Below are 16992 nucleotides of genomic sequence, written 5' to 3'. Positions count from 1 at the left end.
AAAATCATGGCTAAAACCAAATCAGCATATTTTTGCCAGAGCTGTGGCTACGAATCGCCCAAGTGGTTGGGTAAGTGCCCGGCCTGCCAGCAGTGGAATACTTTTGTAGAAGAGGTGATTGAAAAACCCAATGCCGCCATACCCGATTGGAAGGCGCCGGGCAGTGGCTCAACTTCCATGCAGCGGGCCAATAAGGCCGTGCCGGTATCGAGCATAACATTTTCTGAAGAGCACCGAATGTTAACGTCCGATAATGAACTTAACCGGGTTTTAGGCGGAGGTATTGTGCCGGGATCATTAGTACTCATTGGTGGTGAGCCGGGCATAGGTAAATCGACCCTGATGCTGCAACTGGCCTTGAGCATGCCTGCGGCCAAAATACTGTATGTATCGGGCGAGGAGAGCGACCGGCAAATTAAGATGCGTGCGGAGCGGATTACCCCCCTGCCCCCTGAAGGGGGAGTTAGCGGCTATGGCGGTACGGGCTGTTTTGTTTTGACCGAGACTTCGACCCAGAATATTTTCAAGCAAATAGAACAATTACAGCCCGATATGGTGATTGTGGACTCGATACAAACCCTGTATTCGGCACATATTGAGAGTACACCGGGCAGCGTATCGCAGGTACGTGAATGTACTGCCGAATTGCTGCGTTTTGCTAAAGAGAGTTCAACCCCTGTTTTCCTGATTGGTCATATTACCAAAGATGGAATGATAGCCGGACCTAAAATACTCGAGCATATGGTTGATACCGTTTTACAGTTTGAGGGCGACAGGCATCATGTGTACCGTATATTACGCGCGATAAAAAACCGTTTCGGTTCGGCATCGGAATTGGGTATTTATGAGATGAAGGGAGCTGGTTTGCGCGAGGTATCAAACCCATCGGAGATATTACTATCCCAGCGCGATGAAGCCTTGAGCGGCATTACCATTAGCGTTACCTTAGAAGGCCTCAGGCCTATGCTTATTGAAACACAAGCCCTCGTGAGCACATCGGCGTACGGAACACCCCAGCGTTCGGCTACGGGCTTCGATACGCGCCGCATGAATATGCTGCTTGCCGTGCTCGAGAAACGCTGCGGCTTCCGCTTGGGTACGCAGGATGTTTTTCTGAACATAACCGGCGGTATTAAAGTAGAAGATCCGGCAATTGACCTGGGTTTGGCAGCTGCCATTATTTCATCGCACGAAGACATGCCTATTCCTTCCAAAACGTGCTTTGCTGCCGAATTAGGCTTATCTGGTGAAGTAAGGGCCGTGAACCGTATAGAGCAACGCATTGCTGAAGCACAAAAACTGGGCTTTGAGCAGATATTTATATCGAAGTATAACCTGCCATCGGGTAAGGCGGATAAGAACCAGTTAGATTTATCGCACTATAAGATCGAAATTAAAGCGGTGAGCCGGATTGAAGAGGTGTTTGGGTTGTTGTTTGGGTAAGGGAAAATCCGTCATTGCGAGACAGCAGCAGGATGTGCGGATGCCGTCGAAGCAATCTCGGAGTTCAAATGCATTGAAATAAGTTAAGGCAGTGCCTATACTTCGGTTTGTGCTTTGTACCTCCAGATTGCTTCGCCCCCCAACGCTTTTGGCATCACTGTCTCGCAATGACGGGTTGTGAGAATTAGTTTCAACCTAAAAATTCAATCCATGCTGATCGATCAAATAAATCAGCGATGCAATTGATGCTGCACCTAACTCCAGTTCGCGTTTGTTAACATTTTCAAACACATCGTTAGGCGTGTGATGAATATCAAAGTAACGCTGCGAATCGGGGCGGAAACCGATGAGCTTAATATTAGGATGCGTTTCGCGCAGCGGACCAATATCGGTACCGCCACCGCCGGCCACTAAACGGTCGGCTTCGTAGGGCTCAAATAGTTTTTTCCATTCCTGGTTTATGCCTTTTAAAAATACCGGGGTGGCACGCTCAAAACTAAAGCCACGTGGAGTAAAACCACCTTCGTCGGTTTCAATGGCGGCAATGTGTTCTTCTTTATCGGCCTTAGCCTGTTCGGCATATTTTATACCGCCTTTGTGGCCGTTCTCTTCATTCATAAAAAACACCGCACGTATGTTGTTTTTAGGTTTGTAACCCAAAGCTTTAAAAACACGTAGCACCTCTACCGACTGCATTACACCGGTGCCATCATCATGCGCACCTTCGGCCAAATCCCACGAGTCGAGGTGACCGCCAACGGTAATATATTTGTTGTTATTCTCCGAGCCTTTTATTTCGCCAACTACATTGTACGACAGCACGTCGGGCAACATCTGGCAACTGGTTTTCAGGAAGAATTTAATAGGTGCTGCACTTTTTTGTTTCAACATTGCGCTCAGTTTATTAGCAGCAATGGTTGATATAGCAGCAGCCGGAATTTGCGGATTAGTGCCATAGTTGGTACCACCGGTGTGCGGATAATTATCCAAAGCAGCAGTAAGCGAACGCACAATTACTGCAACCGCACCATATTTGGCAGCCATACCCGGCCCTGCGTTACGCTGATCGCCCGCGGTGCCGTAAGCCCCTCCGGTTTCAATAAAGCGGTTATCGAACGGGCGGTTAAAGAAAATTATTTTACCCTTTATTTTGGCCTCACCTAAAGTTTCCAGCTCTTTTAAGCTTTGCAGTTCAATAACCTCAGCGGTAATACCGGCTTTGGGTGTACCAACCGACATACCCAAAGCAGCCAAAGCCACCGGCGTGCGGGTAGTACCGCTCACAATAATGCCCTGCTCCTTTTCGCCGCGTACCCAGTGCGGCACCATTACTTCTTGCAGATAAATCTTGTCAAAACCGTAACTTTCCATCAGTTTTTTACTCCATTCCACCGATTTTGCCGCACCGGCCGATCCGCTCAATCGCGAGCCGATCTTTTTACACAAATAGCGCAGGTTTTCGTAGCACTGGCCATTTACCAGAGTTTCATCGAAAATTTTGCGCAACATTAAAGAGTCGGTATTTTGGGCCTGGGCCGAAAAGGATAAACCTACGGCAGCCATAGCGCACAGAGCGGCGTTTTTGAGTTTCATTTGAGAGAGGAGAAATAGTTTAACGCCGTTAAGATAGTAAATCAGGAGATCTTATCCCAACTTAAGCCGCCATTTTTGGTTTGAAAAGCTGATTGTAGTATCTGGTTTTCGGGCAGGGCCAATTGCGGGTCTTTAGCAAAAATTTCTTCAACAACTTTACGAGCCTGCATCAGCAGTTCCTGGTCTTGCGCCAAATCGGCCAGTTTAAGGTCGAGCACCCCGCTTTGCTGGGTGCCTTCAATATTACCTGGGCCTCGCAGTTGCAGGTCAATTTCCGATATTTCGAAGCCGTTATTGGTGCGCACCATAGTTTCCAAACGTATTTTACCTTCGCGGCTCAGCTTGTTGCCACTCATGAGCACGCAGTATGATTTTTCGGCACCACGCCCCACCCGGCCGCGTAACTGGTGCAGTTGCGACAGGCCAAAGCGCTCTGCATTTTCAATCACCATAACCGATGCGTTGGGCACGTTTACCCCCACCTCAATTACTGTAGTAGCCACCATAATATGCGTTTCACCTTTTACAAAACGCTGCATCTCTTCGTCCTTTTCACTGGCTTTTAACTTGCCATGTACTATGCTCACCTGGTACTGTGGTTTCGGAAACTCGTGCGAAATGGTATCAAAGCCATCCATCAGGTTTTTAAGATCGAGCTTTTCGCTTTCCTGTATGAGCGGATATACTATATATACCTGCCGGCCTAAAGCAATTTCACGTTTGATCAGGCCAAACATGGGCAGGCGCTGGCTCTCATAATAATGCAGCGTTTCAATAGGTTTACGCCCGGCGGGAAGTTCGTCAATTACCGATACATCCAAATCGCCGTACAAAGTCATGGCCAAAGTACGTGGTATGGGCGTGGCTGTCATTACCAGCACATGCGGCGGTATAGTATTCTTTTTCCAGAGCCTGGCACGTTGTTCAACACCAAAGCGGTGCTGCTCGTCAATTACTACCAAACCCAGGTTTTGAAACTGTACGGCGTCTTCAATCAAGGCATGGGTGCCTATCAGTATCTTCAGTTCGCCGCTCAGCAGCTTTTCATGCAGTACCTTGCGCTCTTTCTTTTTGGTAGAACCGGTAAGCAGTGCTACTTCCACAAAGCCATCGCCTACCAAACTCTGAATGGATAGAAAATGCTGATTTGCCAGAATTTCGGTAGGGGCCATAATGCAGGCCTGAAAACCGTTATCAATAGCCAGCAACATAGTCATGAGTGCTACCACAGTTTTACCACTGCCTACATCGCCCTGTAAGAGGCGGTTCATTTGTACGCCCCGCTGGGTATCTATCCTTATCTCCTTCAACACCCGTTTTTGTGCACCGGTAAGCGGGAAGGGTATTTTATGTTCGTAGAATGTATTAAAATACTCGCCCACTTTGTCAAACACATTCCCCTTGAACTTTTGCGTACGAATGAGCTTGTTCTTTAACAGTTTAAGCTGAATGTGGAACAGTTCCTCAAACTTTAAGCGGTGCTGGGCTTCATAAAGCTGTTGCGCGTTTTCGGGGAAGTGGATATAGCGGTAAGCATCAGCGCGGTTTATGAGTTTGAACCGTTGGATGATATACAAAGGGAGCGTTTCACGAATATCGCGCAGGCACTGATCCAGCAAATTAGCCATCAGCTTTTGAAGGCCCTTGCTATCTAAAGAAAAGGATTTAAGTTTTTCGGTAGAATTGTAACCGGGTTGCAGCGTAAGGTTACCCATGCGCTTTTTTGCCTCAGTTGAGTAAGGCTCCATTTCGGGGTGCGACATTTGGGTTTTGCCATTAAACATACCCGGCTTACCAAAAATGATGTAGGCTTTGCCCACCGCAATGCTCTTGTCGGCCCATTTAATACCCTGAAACCAGGCAAGCTCCATAATGCCTGTATCATCCATGGCATGCACAATGAGGCGCTTGGTGTGCTTTTCGCCCAGCACTTCTTTATGGGTTACGCGGGCTATCACCTGCACGTGTGGCAGGTCGGGATTGATGTCGCGTATTTTATAAAACCGCGTACGGTCAATGTATTTGAACGGATAGTGCTTAAGCAGGTCTTCATAAACAAAAATGCCCAACTCCTTCTTTAAAACGTCGGCTCTTGCGGTGCCAACTCCTTTTAAATAGTCGATGGGCGTTTGAAATACCTGCGCGTTCAAAATAGCGTATGTATATTGGGTTTAAGCCTTGTAGGCAACAACCGAAATTTCAACATTTACATTTTTGGGCAGGGCGGCTACCTGTATGGTATCACGGGCCGGATAGTTGCCGGTAAAATACGTGCTGTAAATTTCGTTAACTACAGCAAAGTCTCCCAGGTCTTTTAAAAATATCTGAGCTTTAACAATGTTACTAAAATCAAGACCAGCCTCGGTTAATACAGCTTTAATGTTTTCTAACACCTTGCGGGTTTCTGTTGGTATATCGGTTAATACCAATTCGCCGGTTGCTGCATCTAAAGCAATTTGGCCCGACATAAAAAGAATGTTACCCGCCCATACCGCCTGGTTGTAAGGACCTATTGGCGCAGGTGCATTTGATGTGTTGACTATTTTATTCATTGTTATTTTTTAAGGATAAACCAATCTATAAGCTTCCATATAATACCTGCCAAAAACAACGCAATAGCAATGGTATTAATTACATGCATTACCTTGAGATTGAAATTTTTTGGCCTGTTAGGGTCTTTCTTACGGAAGAAGTACATAAAACAAATGTAACAAAAAAAGGCTCCGGGTTATCCGGAGCCTTTTCAAAGTATTTAAAAATTCTGGTTAGAATTATTTTTGTTTGAACTCAACGCGACGGTTCATTACACGTCCTTCTTCAGTTGAGTTGTCAGCAATTGGGTTAGTTTCACCTAAACCTTTTACTTTGATGCGTTTTGCTTCAACACCTGAGTTTACTAAGTAAGTTTTTACTGAGTTAGCACGGTCTTTAGATAAACGTAAGTTGTGAGCGGCAGTACCTTCAGATGAAGCATAACCGTTTAACTCGATAGTTTTGCTTGGGTTAGCACGTAAGTCGGCAGAACCAGCATCTAAAGCAGCATAAGAAGAAGTTCTTAATACTGAGCTATCAAAGTCAAACTGGATGTTTGAGTAAGGAGTTGCGGCAGCAGCAACAGTATCAGCTTCTGGGAATTTGATTGGGCAACCAGCACCATCAACTACTGTACCAGCAGGGGTGTTAGGGCATTTGTCAAATTGATCAGATACACCGTCACCATCAGAATCTTTTTTCAAATCGTTAACTGCGTTCTCAACGTTAGTAACACGACCTTTTAAAGCTTCAACTTCTTGACGTAAAGCTGCATCGTACAACTCGTCATACATCATAGCTACTGGGTTAACCCAATCCAGGTTTGGTTTTGAGCTTGAACCTAAAGTCCACTCTAAACCACCGTAACCGTAAGAGTATTTATCTTTAGTAGGATAAGCTCTTTTTAATGCATCCATGTTGTCGTCATCAGTAAAGTTAGCAGTGTAGCCTAAGTTTAAAGCCCATGCATCTGATAAACGGAATTTAACACCAGCACCAACAGGGATTACTAAACTTTTTACGTAGTGTTTAGAACCGTCAGCGTTTACGTAAGCACCTTGTGCTAAAGTTGTTGGTTGAGTACCGTTAGCATAAGTAAACTCGGGGTTATACCACACCATACCGGCACCAGCATTAACGAAGAAGTTAACAGAGTTTTTACGACGTAAGAAGTCAATAGTAGCAACGTTAACAACACCGCTTAAAGTACCTTGGTAAAAACGGGTTTGATAAGAAGTACGGTTGTCAGTAACACGTTGAGCTGCGCCAACATTATCACCACCAACTTTACCACCACGTGCGTCTAATTGTAAGCCGAACGAGTGAGCAAGTTGCCATCTTACTGAGGCACCGTAACCTAAGTTGATTTTTTTGTTAGCGTAATCACTTACACCACCAATAGCTAATGTCGGGGATACTGCACCTGCGTTTAAGCCAATGCTCCAGGTTTTGTACTGACCGCGACCACCAAATACTTTGGCAGTACCGGTTGACGCACTTTTAGTTGAATCGGTTTGCGCGCTGGCAGCACCAACGGCAAGTAACGATGCAAAAGAAAGCGCGACTGTTTTCTTTAATGTAGAATAGTTCATAGTTTTAAGATTAAACAATTTTTAATTGTGATTTACTTATAAAAATAGTCCTTATGTTTGACACCGTGTACCAAACACCGTTCCACTTTTATAATATTGTTGACAAATAAATGGAAAAAATTGTTTTATAAAAATTAAATGTGTGTAAATAATGAAATATCTACCTATAGACAACAATCTGTTTATTATTAATAGAAAAAATTTCGTTTCGCGATTAAAACATAATTCAATAGCTATATTTAATGCTAATGATGAATATACACGCAGCGGCGATCAGAATTATATCTTTAAACAAAATCCTGATTTTTTTTATCTGTCTGGCATAGATCAAGAGCAAAGTATACTGTTGCTTTTTCCGGACTGTCCTAATCCACTATACAGAGAAGTACTTTTTTTAAGACAAACCAGTGAACACATTGCCATATGGGAAGGTCACAAGTATACTAAAGAAGAAGCACGAAAAGTTTCGGGAATTGAAGCTGTTTACTGGCTGCAGGATTTTGATGCCATTTTGCACAGCATTATCAACTACGCCGATCATATTTACATTAACAGCAACGAAAACGACCGCTATCTACCGGGCGTACCAGGCCGCGACCTACGTTTTTTGGCCGATCTGCGCCTGAAATACCCTTTACACCATTACGAACGTTCGGCACCTATACTGCGCAACTTAAGGGTGGTTAAGTCGGCCATTGAAATTGAACTGACCCAAAAAGCATGCGATATTACCCGTGATGCTTTTATACGTGTATTAAAATTTGTGAAGCCCGGCGTGGCCGAATATGAAATAGAGGCTGAGATAACGCACGAATTTTTACGTCAGCGTGCTACCGGCCATGCTTATACACCTATTATAGCATCGGGTTTTAATGCTAATGTGTTGCATTATATAGACAATAACCAGGTTTGTAAAGATGGCGACGTGATTCTGTTTGATTGGGCTGCCGAGTATGCTAACTATAATGCCGATATGAGCCGCTCTATTCCGGTTAACGGCCGCTTTACGCCGCGCCAGCGCCAGGTATATGATGCAGTGCTGCGTGTTATGAAGCAAGCCACGCAAATGTTAGTAGCCGGGACTATATGGAATGAATACCACGAAGAAGTAGGCAAAATTATGACCGGCGAACTGATAGGTCTTGGTTTACTTGACCGCCATGATGTAGAAAAGCAAGATCCAAAAGCACCTATATATAAGAAGTATTTTATGCACGGCACCTCGCACCATTTGGGTTTAGATGTGCATGATTATGCCAGCCGCTACAAACCATTTGAGGTGGGCAACATTTTAACCTGCGAACCAGGCATTTACATACAGGCCGAAAACCTTGGTATACGTTTAGAGAACGACATCCTGATTACAGAAGGCGGTAACATTGATTTGATGGCCAGCATTCCGCTGGAGGCTGAACACATTGAGGAAATAATGAACAGCTAATTGAAAGAGCCTTATATGTACATGCCCGGTTGATCAACAATCGGGCATTTTTAGTTGATAATACCTTATATAATACAGGTAAGTTATCAAAGCCTCTGCAATTTGTATCTTTGCAAATTCATATGGCAAACAGCACAGATATAAAGCAGGGCAAGCAAAGACTAAGCATAGGGGTTTTAATATCAACCTATAACTGGCCCGAGGCTCTTGAACTGGTTTTAATGAGCCTGCTGCGCCAAACCCGAATGCCCGATGAGATCATGATAGCCGATGATGGCTCGCGCGAGGAAACACGACAATTGATAGACCGTTACCGTGCCGAGTTTAACATTCCCATTCATCATGCCTGGCAGGAAGATAAAGGCTTTCGTAAATGCCTGGCATTGAACAAAGCTGTAAAAATGGGGGCGGCCGATTATATTATTGAGATAGACGGCGATATTATAGTTACCCCCAAATTTGTGGCCGACCATGAACGTGCCGCCCGCAAAGGCTTTTTTATGCAGGGAAGCCGGGCCATGCTGCATGAAGAAAAGACTATTGAAATACTAAAAAGCAAACAGATCGACCTCAGTTCGGTGTCTCCTGGCGTATACAGCCGCTTTAATGCTATCCGTATTCCGCTGCTATCTATATTTTATAAGCCCAATCCACGCAGCCCATGGAATGTAAAGGGATGCAACCTGGCCTTTTGGCGCGAGGACTACATTAAAGTTAATGGTTACTATAACGATTTTGAAGGTTGGGGCTGGGAAGATTATGAATTTGCTGCCCGCCTCATCAATGCGGGTATCCTGAAAAAACGATTAAAAATGGCGGCCATCAGTTACCACATTTTTCATCGGATACACGACCGTGAAAATTTCCTGCCAAACGAACTCATTTACCGCAAAACCGTTGCAGAAAAGCTCACTTACTGCCCCAGCGGCTATAATGAGGTTTAGCTTAACCCAGTAACATTACAACAATAGCAGCAATGGCAAAAATGGCCAGCTTAACTATCTTATACCGGTTAAGCCTGAAACTACCCGGACTTGTGTTGCCATCATAGCTAAACCGCTCGCCAAAACCGGCCAAACGCCCACGCGAAATATTGCCGCGCAGTATACCCCATTCATATACCAATCGTAAACGCATTACATTAAAGGCAACGCCCGGTGCTATAATTTTATTTTTGCGCTTTACCCGCATAATATTGGTCACGTATTCGGCCAACAATGCAATCAGCACAAAGTACAATCCGTACTTAGCAACCGGCATCCAAAAAAAATGAATTGCAAATGCGGCCACAGCTACTATGAGTACCGACTCGGGCAAGTTCAGGAAATCGTACCAGCGGTAAGCCGGGTTGCGCTGGGCCAAATGGCTGTTGCCTAAACCATAACGGTAGAAGCGGGTGTAATCAGCTTCACCATTCTTCCACCACGGGTGTTCGGCTTTGGCGGCGGGCAGGCAGCGGTAATTGCTCAGGCTATTTTGCTCTCTTATTTTAAAAAAGAACTCCACCTCTTCGCCCCCGCCGGTTTTGGGGTAGGTTGATGAAAAACGTACATTTCCTAAGGCGCTCCGCCTGATCATGATATTGGCTGATGCACCCCATGGATAATATTCATTATGTAGCGCTGCACTAAAAATACCCATTGAGCCATTGGCATCAACGGCTTTGGCAAACGGGGTAGCAGGTGGAGGCATGGTTACCAGGCCAATAAAACCAACTTCGTTTGGGTGCTGCTCGGCAGCGTTGGCATAGGTGAGGAGCAGTTGTGGGTCAACTACAATATCATCATCTAAAAACAATATCCAGTCGCCATTACCTGCCTCTATGCCACGGTTACGCGTGGCCGATGCGCCAATATTATGGGAGTTAATCAACAAATTAATGGTATCGCCGTTTACCAGTTGAGCAATGGTAGCATCGGGTTTTAATTGAGGATTATCGGCTACAAGGTAAAAACGTACGGTAGCATCTGCAGGCCTTTGCAGGTTGAGTATGGGCAGTATATTTTCCGGGTTTAAACGGAACGAAGGAATTATAACATCAATACTGAAAGGCATGCCGTATGTTTGTGCAAAAATAGCTTAATTTATCAAGTTTATATCGTGTTAACATGAGGCAGGGAGGAAGCCGTAAAAATATAGCCAGGGCACAGCAACCACTGGTAAGCATCATTATAGCAACCTATAATGCTGCCCAACATTTGCCCGGATGCCTCGATTCGATAATTGAGCAAAGTTATCCGGCTATTGAGGTGGTGGTAATAGATGGTGAAAGCACCGACGGCACCATTGATATTTTACAACAGTACGACAGCCAGATTAGCCATTGGGTTAGTGAGGCCGATAAAGGCATTTATGATGCCCTTAATAAAGGCACCAAACTGGCCACTGGCAAATGGGTATACTTTTTAGGCGCCGATGACCGCCTGCTGCCGGGCTTTAGTACTATAGCCGCACAGCTCAAAAATGAAGACACCATATACTATGGCAATACCAAAGCCGATGGACCGCTTTTTACCGGCGAATTTTCGGCATACCGCATGGCCAAGTATTGTATTAATCATCAGTCGATATTGTACCCGGCCAAAGTGTTTACCAAATACTATTACGATACTCAATACCGCATTTATGCTGATTATGCCCTTAATTTGGCTTGCTGGGGCGACGATTCGATAAAAAAGCAATACCTTGATATAGATGTGGCCTGGTATGCCCTCACCGGGTTTTCGGCCTCGGCGCAGGATGAGCCCTTTAAACGTGATAAGCCCGAGATTATTAAAAAAAGCATGGGTTTAATGATGTACCTGCGCTTTTTGTACAAACGCCGCAAGGAGCAGAGTCGCCCTGGCAGTAATTTTTATTAATGTGTAATGAAAGTACTGATAGACCATCAAGCATTTTTCGCTGCAAAAATATGGCGGCATATCTCGCTACTTTGCCAACCTGCACAGCGGCCTGAACAATAGCGGCCATCAAAGCACCATCACCGCACTGTACTCCGAAAACGAATACGTTAAACATGAGCCTTTTCTTTTTAACAATAGCATTGGCCACAAGTTATTTCGGGGTGATCAAAAAAAGATCTACGCCTGGAGCCGCCGCTACTCGCGCTGGAATATAAATCGGGGAAATTTTGATGTATTTCATCCCACGTTTGATGATCCGTACTTTATAAAGCACTTAAAAAAACCATGCGTAGTTACCATACATGATATGGTGCACGAGCTTTACCCGCAATACATCGGCAACGCCTCACAGGTTATTCCCCGCAAAAAAGCAGTAATGGAAAAAGCCGATGCCATAATTGCCATATCGGAGTTTACCCGGCAGGATATTATTAAGGTATACCCGCACATGGCCGGTAAAATTCAGGTAGTACATCACGGTTACTGGGGTTTAAGCAATAAGGCAGAGTTTAACCCAACGCTGCCTGCCAGATACATTTTGTATGTTGGAGAGCGCTGGCACTATAAAAACTTCAGTATTTTTGTTGATGGGATAAGCACCATACTACAACAAGATAAATCATTAAACCTCATTTGTGCCGGTGGCGGGGCTTATAATACTAATGAGTTGCAGCATTTCGAAAAATTGAATATCGCCGCTCAATGCGGGCAAATGAACGTAACCGATGACGTATTGCAACAACTTTATGCACAGGCTATACTTTTTGCCTTTCCGTCATTGCATGAAGGTTTTGGCCTGCCACTGTTAGAAGCCTTTGCCAACCAATGCCCGATAATATGCAGCAACAGCAGCTGCCTGCCCGAAATTGCTGCCGATGCAGCCATTTATTTCAACCCCTACGAGCCTGAAGATATAAAAGGTGCTATTGAACTGATATTGAGCAACCTATCATTGCAACAGGAACTTAAACAAAAAGGTACCGAACGATTAAGCGATTTTACTATGGAAGCTTGTATACAAAATACCGTCAGGGTTTATGAGTCGGTGGTTTAGTAAAGTGCCCTGTTTTCATTAACATTGCGCATCAACTAAGCAATATCACGATGGGCTTATTTAGCTTCCTCAAAACTAAAAAAGAAAAAAAGACAGAAAGCAACGCAATATTCGCAATGCCAATGCTCATTAACAACGACGGTTATCACATCGCCGAGTTAATTAATGATATTGAAAGCACATGGAATGTCAAGGTAACCGATATTGATGGCGACGAAGAAGCACTCGCTTTTAAGGTAAACGGGCTTACGGTTGCATTGGGCTATATTCCCCATCCAATTCCGGCTGAAGATATTGAATGGGCTGCAAAATATGCATACAACTGGAATAAAGTATTAGAAGATGTAGCACAACACACGGGACATGTTATTGTAACCGTATTTCCTGATGGCGAGAATGCGCTTATCTCTTACACTCTTTTGAGCAAGGTATTATGTTCTTTGCTATCAACGTCGCAAATTGTGGGCGTATACCATGGTACTCAATCGTTGATAATTCCGCGAGAACGATATTTGAGCAGCATTGAAGAACTGCAGAAAGGTAAGCCACCGGTTCAGCTATGGATATATATAGGCTTACGCAAAAACTCAAGGAGCAATTCTGCTTACACGTATGGTTTGAACGAGTTTGGCAAAGATGAATTGGAGATCCTAAACTCAGGTCTATGTCTCGAAGAGTTGTATATCTTTCTTTTAAACATATCATCTTATTTAATCAGCCAGAATATTACATTGAAAGCAGGAGAAACCCTGGGCTACACGCCCGAACACAAAATAAAGATCAGCCGGTCAAAAGGGATTAACGTAGATGGGGAAACTTTAAAGCTACATTTATAGCTGCCCGGTACATTTAAAATATTTCTGCAACACCAGTAAGGCAATCAAATCTTCCTTGCGCTTATTCTGAAACTGTTTTACCCATGCATTAGCATTGGCAATAATAGTAAGTGCTTTCTGTTCATGATTAATGTAGTAGTGCAACTGCTCTTCCAAATCGCTGTAATCATCTTTAATGCAGATGTAATGATAATTAGGAATGAGCCGGCCTTCCATAAACCAGGTTTCGTATTTAGGCTTTGGCATTACGGCTATCGAGTTTGACGACATGATCCACTTGAGGTTGGTAGCCACATCCCAGCCTTCTAAACTTAAAATGAATTTATAATCAAGATGTGTACTGATGGGTACTTTAGGTTTTACCCATTCCGGCTTGCCATTGTTGGTATTTACCTGCCCTAAATTACACAGTGGATGGTTAAAGTACATTTCCATAAACCTAACCCGATGTTCCTGATTTACTGCCGAGCGGCCAATGAGCAGGTTTTTCTTTTGAGAGAATAGTTTTTTATCATTTACAAACAAGTAATGCCGTTTTTTATCGAGCTTGAGTAAAACGGCATTTCTGTTATCGCCTACAACGGGACGGCTTTTTTGGATAGTTGGCACTTTGGGCGAGTGTATTACATCGCCAAATAGAAAGTTGGCTTTTAGTTGAGGCGAAAAGAAACGCGCGTATTCAAAAGTATCGAAACGGTAAGCGCTGGGGCTTTTAAGTTGAAGCAGATCTTTTAGTGTTGTGGGTGAATCTCCTAACGTACTATCCTTGGTAAGTTGATTATAGTAATTAACCCGGTCGTAAATTTCAGCAGCATTGTATTGGGTTAACTGCTTTAGCTGTTTTGCAAGTGGGCCCGCAGGAAGTATCTGCCTCAAAAAATTGCCAACGTAGTACGGCAACTTGTTTTTTTGAAGTGTAATTTTAATATCAAACAGGTTCATTGGATGGCCAAATATACGAGTAGTTTGGTAAGCGGCCGGGTAAACCAAACCTACTTTGTATTACCTTTACGGCATATCCTGTAAATTAAATGAAAGTTGCCGGTTTTACCTTCATCCGCAATGCGGTAAAAATGATTATCCTGTTGTTGAGGCCATTACATCCATACTGCCCATCTGCGATGAATTTTTGGTTGCTTTGGGAGATAGCGATGATAATACCGAAGACCTTATCCGCGGCATTAATTCGCCCAAAATAAGGATCATCAATACCGTTTGGGATGAAGACATACGCGAGGGCGGTGCGGTATTTGCTGCCGAAACCGATAAGGCATTTGCGGCCATTTCGCCCGATGCCGACTGGGCTTTTTATATCCAGGGCGATGAGATCGTTCATGAAAAGTATTTGCCGCTCATTAAAAAAGAAATGGAAGAAAACCTGAACGATGCCGAAGTTGAGGGATTGCTTTTTAAATACCAACATTTTTATGGCTCGTATAGCCATTACGCCCATTCGCGCCGCTGGTACCGCCGTGAGATACGCATTTTACGCAACGATAAACGCATACATGCCTACCGTGATGCGCAAGGCTTCAGGCTTGATGACCGGAAAATCAATGTTAAATTGATCGATGCCTACATTTACCACTATGGATGGGTAAAACCACCCAAAGGCCTGGAAGGAAAGCTGCGCAACTTTAACCAGTTTTACCACGATGATACCTGGATAGCCGAAAACCTGCCCGAAACTTTTGAGTTTGATTTTAAAAATGCCGACCGCTTGCTTCCTTTTGAGGACAAGCACCCGGCAGTTATGCTACCCCGCATTAAAGCCCAAAACTGGAAGCTGGAAGTTGACCCCGAGAAATTGAAAAAGAACATGTCGTTCAGGCGTAAGGCCCTCCAAAAAATTGAGGATTGGACAGGTTGGCGGGTAAGTGAGTACAGGAATTACAAGATAGTAAAGTAAGGTTTGCGATACCCCATAGCCCTCCCAAGGGAAGATACATATAACTTGGTTTTAGCAGGGTCTCTCGTAGAGGACCCTGCGCCGGGGTTATCATTAACATGTATTTCAAGCATTGCAGGGTCCTCTACGAGAGACCCTGCACGGACTAACTTTGTAAGATGAGATCGCCACGCGAATATCACTACCCTAAAAGGACTACATATGTCAAGCATTACCGTTTTAGCAGGGTCTCTCGTAGAGGACCCTGCGCCGGGTTTAATATCATTACATGTATTTCAAGCATTGCAGGGTCCTCTACGAGAGACCCTGCACGGACTAAAAAGATGAGATCGCCACGCGAATATTATTACCCTGCTAGGAGTTACAGATTTTACTTAAACACAAAAGGCAACCTAACCAGGCTGCCTTTTGTGTTATTTTGATGCATCAGTACAACAACTGATCGTACGGGTACCGCTCAGTATGAATGGCAATTACCTTATCGTATAGCAACTTTCTGAATTCGTCTACATTTTCTTTCTTCAATGCCGAAATAAATATGGCCGGGCTGTTGTGGCTGGCCATCCAGCTATGCTTAAAGTCTTCGAGCGTAAGTGGCTGAGCCGGGTCTTCTTCATGAATAGGTGCCGGCACATAGGCATCTATCTTATTGAAAACCGTAATCACCGGTTTATCCAGCGCACCCAAATCTTTCAGCGTTTCGTTAACGGTGTTGATCTGGTCTTCAAAGCTTGGGTGCGATACGTCGACCACGTGAATCAATATGTCGGCCTCACGTACCTCATCCAGGGTCGATTTAAAGCACTCCACCAAATGGTGAGGCAACTTACGGATAAATCCAACCGTGTCTGAAAGCAGGAAAGGTAGGTTTTCGATCACTACCTTGCGCACCGTGGTATCTAAAGTGGCAAACAACTTGTTCTCGGCAAATACCTCCGATTTGGAGATCATGTTCATGATGGTTGATTTACCAACGTTGGTATAGCCCACCAAAGCCGTGCGCACTAACTGGACGCGATTTTTACGCTGCGTTTCGTTTTGACGGTCAATGAGGCGCAAACGCTCTTTTAATAAAGATATTTTATTGAGGATCAAACGACGGTCGGTCTCAATTTGCGACTCACCCGGACCGCGCATACCAATACCGCCCTTTTGGCGCTCTAAGTGGGTCCACAAGCGGGTTAGGCGGGGCAACAAGTATTGTAGTTGAGCTAACTCAACCTGTGTTTTAGCCTGCGCAGTTTGAGCACGCCCGGCAAAAATATCGAGGATGAGGTTACTGCGGTCAAGTATCTTTACCTTCAGTTCGTTCTCAATGTTACGCAGTTGTGATGGTGATAGTTCATCATCAAAAACTACAATATCAATCTCCTCCTCAACCACATAAGCCCTTATCTCTTCCAACTTACCCGAACCTACAAAGGTAGCCCTGTCCGGGCGTTGCATACGCTGGGTGAAAGTTTGCACAGTTTTTCCCCCGGCAGTTTCTACTAAAAACTCCAGTTCTTCTAAATATTCTTTGGTCTGTACGTCGGTTTGGCCGGGTGTAATTACACCCACCAGTACAGCAGTTTCCTGCTTCACAGCAGTATCATAAAATTTTTGCTTCATTAATTATATTCTATCAATATAAGTGCCAACTGCTTTACAGCAAAATTTAACCGGCGCTTATGTCAAAGTTACAGAACT

General features: G+C 44.4%; 15 protein-coding genes. 7 read left to right on the top strand and 8 right to left on the bottom strand.

The features are described 5' to 3' along the window. Positions 1-6: 6 nt before the first annotated feature. A complete protein-coding gene (gene radA / locus QE417_RS14670; RefSeq protein WP_311951217.1) occupies positions 7-1443 on the top strand; it encodes a DNA repair protein RadA in 1437 nt (478 codons plus the stop codon). Positions 1444-1638: 195 nt separating this feature from the next. Here radA and QE417_RS14665 read toward each other — a convergent pair whose 3' ends face one another. The 5 genes from QE417_RS14665 to QE417_RS14645 all read right to left on the bottom strand — a co-directional run bounded on the left by QE417_RS14665 (position 1639) and on the right by QE417_RS14645 (position 7160). Continuing rightward, on the bottom strand, positions 1639-3036 hold the full coding sequence (locus QE417_RS14665) for a M20/M25/M40 family metallo-hydrolase (RefSeq protein ID WP_311951216.1): 1398 nt from the start codon (positions 3034-3036) through the stop codon (positions 1639-1641). Positions 3037-3077: 41 nt separating this feature from the next. After that, complete coding sequence (gene recG / locus QE417_RS14660; RefSeq protein ID WP_311951215.1) at positions 3078-5186, bottom strand: ATP-dependent DNA helicase RecG; 2109 nt, start codon at positions 5184-5186, stop codon at positions 3078-3080. A 21-nt stretch (positions 5187-5207) separates the two neighbouring features. Continuing rightward, positions 5208-5588: a RidA family protein gene (locus QE417_RS14655; RefSeq protein ID WP_311951214.1), complete on the bottom strand. Its 381-nt coding sequence runs from the start codon at positions 5586-5588 to the stop codon at positions 5208-5210. 2 nt (positions 5589-5590) lie between these two features. Further along, on the bottom strand, positions 5591-5734 hold the full coding sequence (locus QE417_RS14650; RefSeq protein WP_311951213.1) for a DUF6728 family protein: 144 nt from the start codon (positions 5732-5734) through the stop codon (positions 5591-5593). A gap of 73 nt (positions 5735-5807) precedes the next feature. Continuing rightward, positions 5808-7160, bottom strand: a complete 1353-nt coding sequence (locus QE417_RS14645) for an OmpA family protein (RefSeq protein ID WP_311951212.1) — start codon at positions 7158-7160, stop codon at positions 5808-5810. A gap of 151 nt (positions 7161-7311) precedes the next feature. Between QE417_RS14645 and QE417_RS14640 the strand changes: the two genes are divergently transcribed. Then, complete coding sequence (locus QE417_RS14640) at positions 7312-8601, top strand: aminopeptidase P family protein (protein WP_311951211.1); 1290 nt, start codon at positions 7312-7314, stop codon at positions 8599-8601. A gap of 122 nt (positions 8602-8723) precedes the next feature. Further along, positions 8724-9545, top strand: a complete 822-nt coding sequence (locus QE417_RS14635; RefSeq protein ID WP_311951210.1) for a glycosyltransferase family 2 protein — start codon at positions 8724-8726, stop codon at positions 9543-9545. A 1-nt stretch (position 9546) separates the two neighbouring features. Here QE417_RS14635 and QE417_RS14630 read toward each other — a convergent pair whose 3' ends face one another. Further along, entirely contained in the window at positions 9547-10656 is a 1110-nt protein-coding gene (locus tag QE417_RS14630; protein WP_311951209.1) for a glycosyltransferase family 2 protein, read from the bottom strand. A gap of 53 nt (positions 10657-10709) precedes the next feature. Between QE417_RS14630 and QE417_RS14625 the strand changes: the two genes are divergently transcribed. The 3 genes from QE417_RS14625 to QE417_RS14615 are packed head-to-tail and all read left to right on the top strand — an operon-like array spanning position 10710 to position 13394. Continuing rightward, the gene (locus QE417_RS14625) at positions 10710-11462 is read left to right on the top strand and encodes a glycosyltransferase family 2 protein (protein WP_311951208.1); all 753 of its coding nucleotides are present in this window, start codon (positions 10710-10712) and stop codon (positions 11460-11462) included. 25 nt (positions 11463-11487) lie between these two features. Next, a complete protein-coding gene (locus QE417_RS14620; RefSeq protein ID WP_311954672.1) occupies positions 11488-12558 on the top strand; it encodes a glycosyltransferase family 4 protein in 1071 nt (356 codons plus the stop codon). Positions 12559-12608: 50 nt separating this feature from the next. Continuing rightward, entirely contained in the window at positions 12609-13394 is a 786-nt protein-coding gene (locus QE417_RS14615; RefSeq protein WP_311951207.1) for a DUF4261 domain-containing protein, read from the top strand. Here QE417_RS14615 and QE417_RS14610 read toward each other — a convergent pair. Next, positions 13389-14336, bottom strand: a complete 948-nt coding sequence (locus tag QE417_RS14610; protein WP_311951206.1) for a glycosyl transferase family 90 — start codon at positions 14334-14336, stop codon at positions 13389-13391. The genes QE417_RS14615 and QE417_RS14610 overlap by 6 nt on opposite strands. 55 nt (positions 14337-14391) lie before the next feature. Here QE417_RS14610 and QE417_RS14605 point away from each other — a divergent pair, with 55 nt between their 5' ends. Beyond that, entirely contained in the window at positions 14392-15303 is a 912-nt protein-coding gene (locus tag QE417_RS14605) for a glycosyltransferase family 2 protein (protein WP_311951205.1), read from the top strand. A gap of 426 nt (positions 15304-15729) precedes the next feature. On the opposite strand, the gene hflX is transcribed toward QE417_RS14605, so the two are convergent. After that, positions 15730-16914, bottom strand: a complete 1185-nt coding sequence (hflX, locus tag QE417_RS14600) for a GTPase HflX (RefSeq protein ID WP_311951203.1) — start codon at positions 16912-16914, stop codon at positions 15730-15732. Positions 16915-16992: the final 78 nt, after the last annotated feature.

Source organism: Mucilaginibacter terrae, assembly GCF_031951985.1.
In the GTDB taxonomy this organism is placed as follows: domain Bacteria; phylum Bacteroidota; class Bacteroidia; order Sphingobacteriales; family Sphingobacteriaceae; genus Mucilaginibacter; species Mucilaginibacter terrae_A.
Note: the sequence above shows the minus strand (reverse complement) of the source record. Positions and strands in the feature narration are given on the sequence as shown.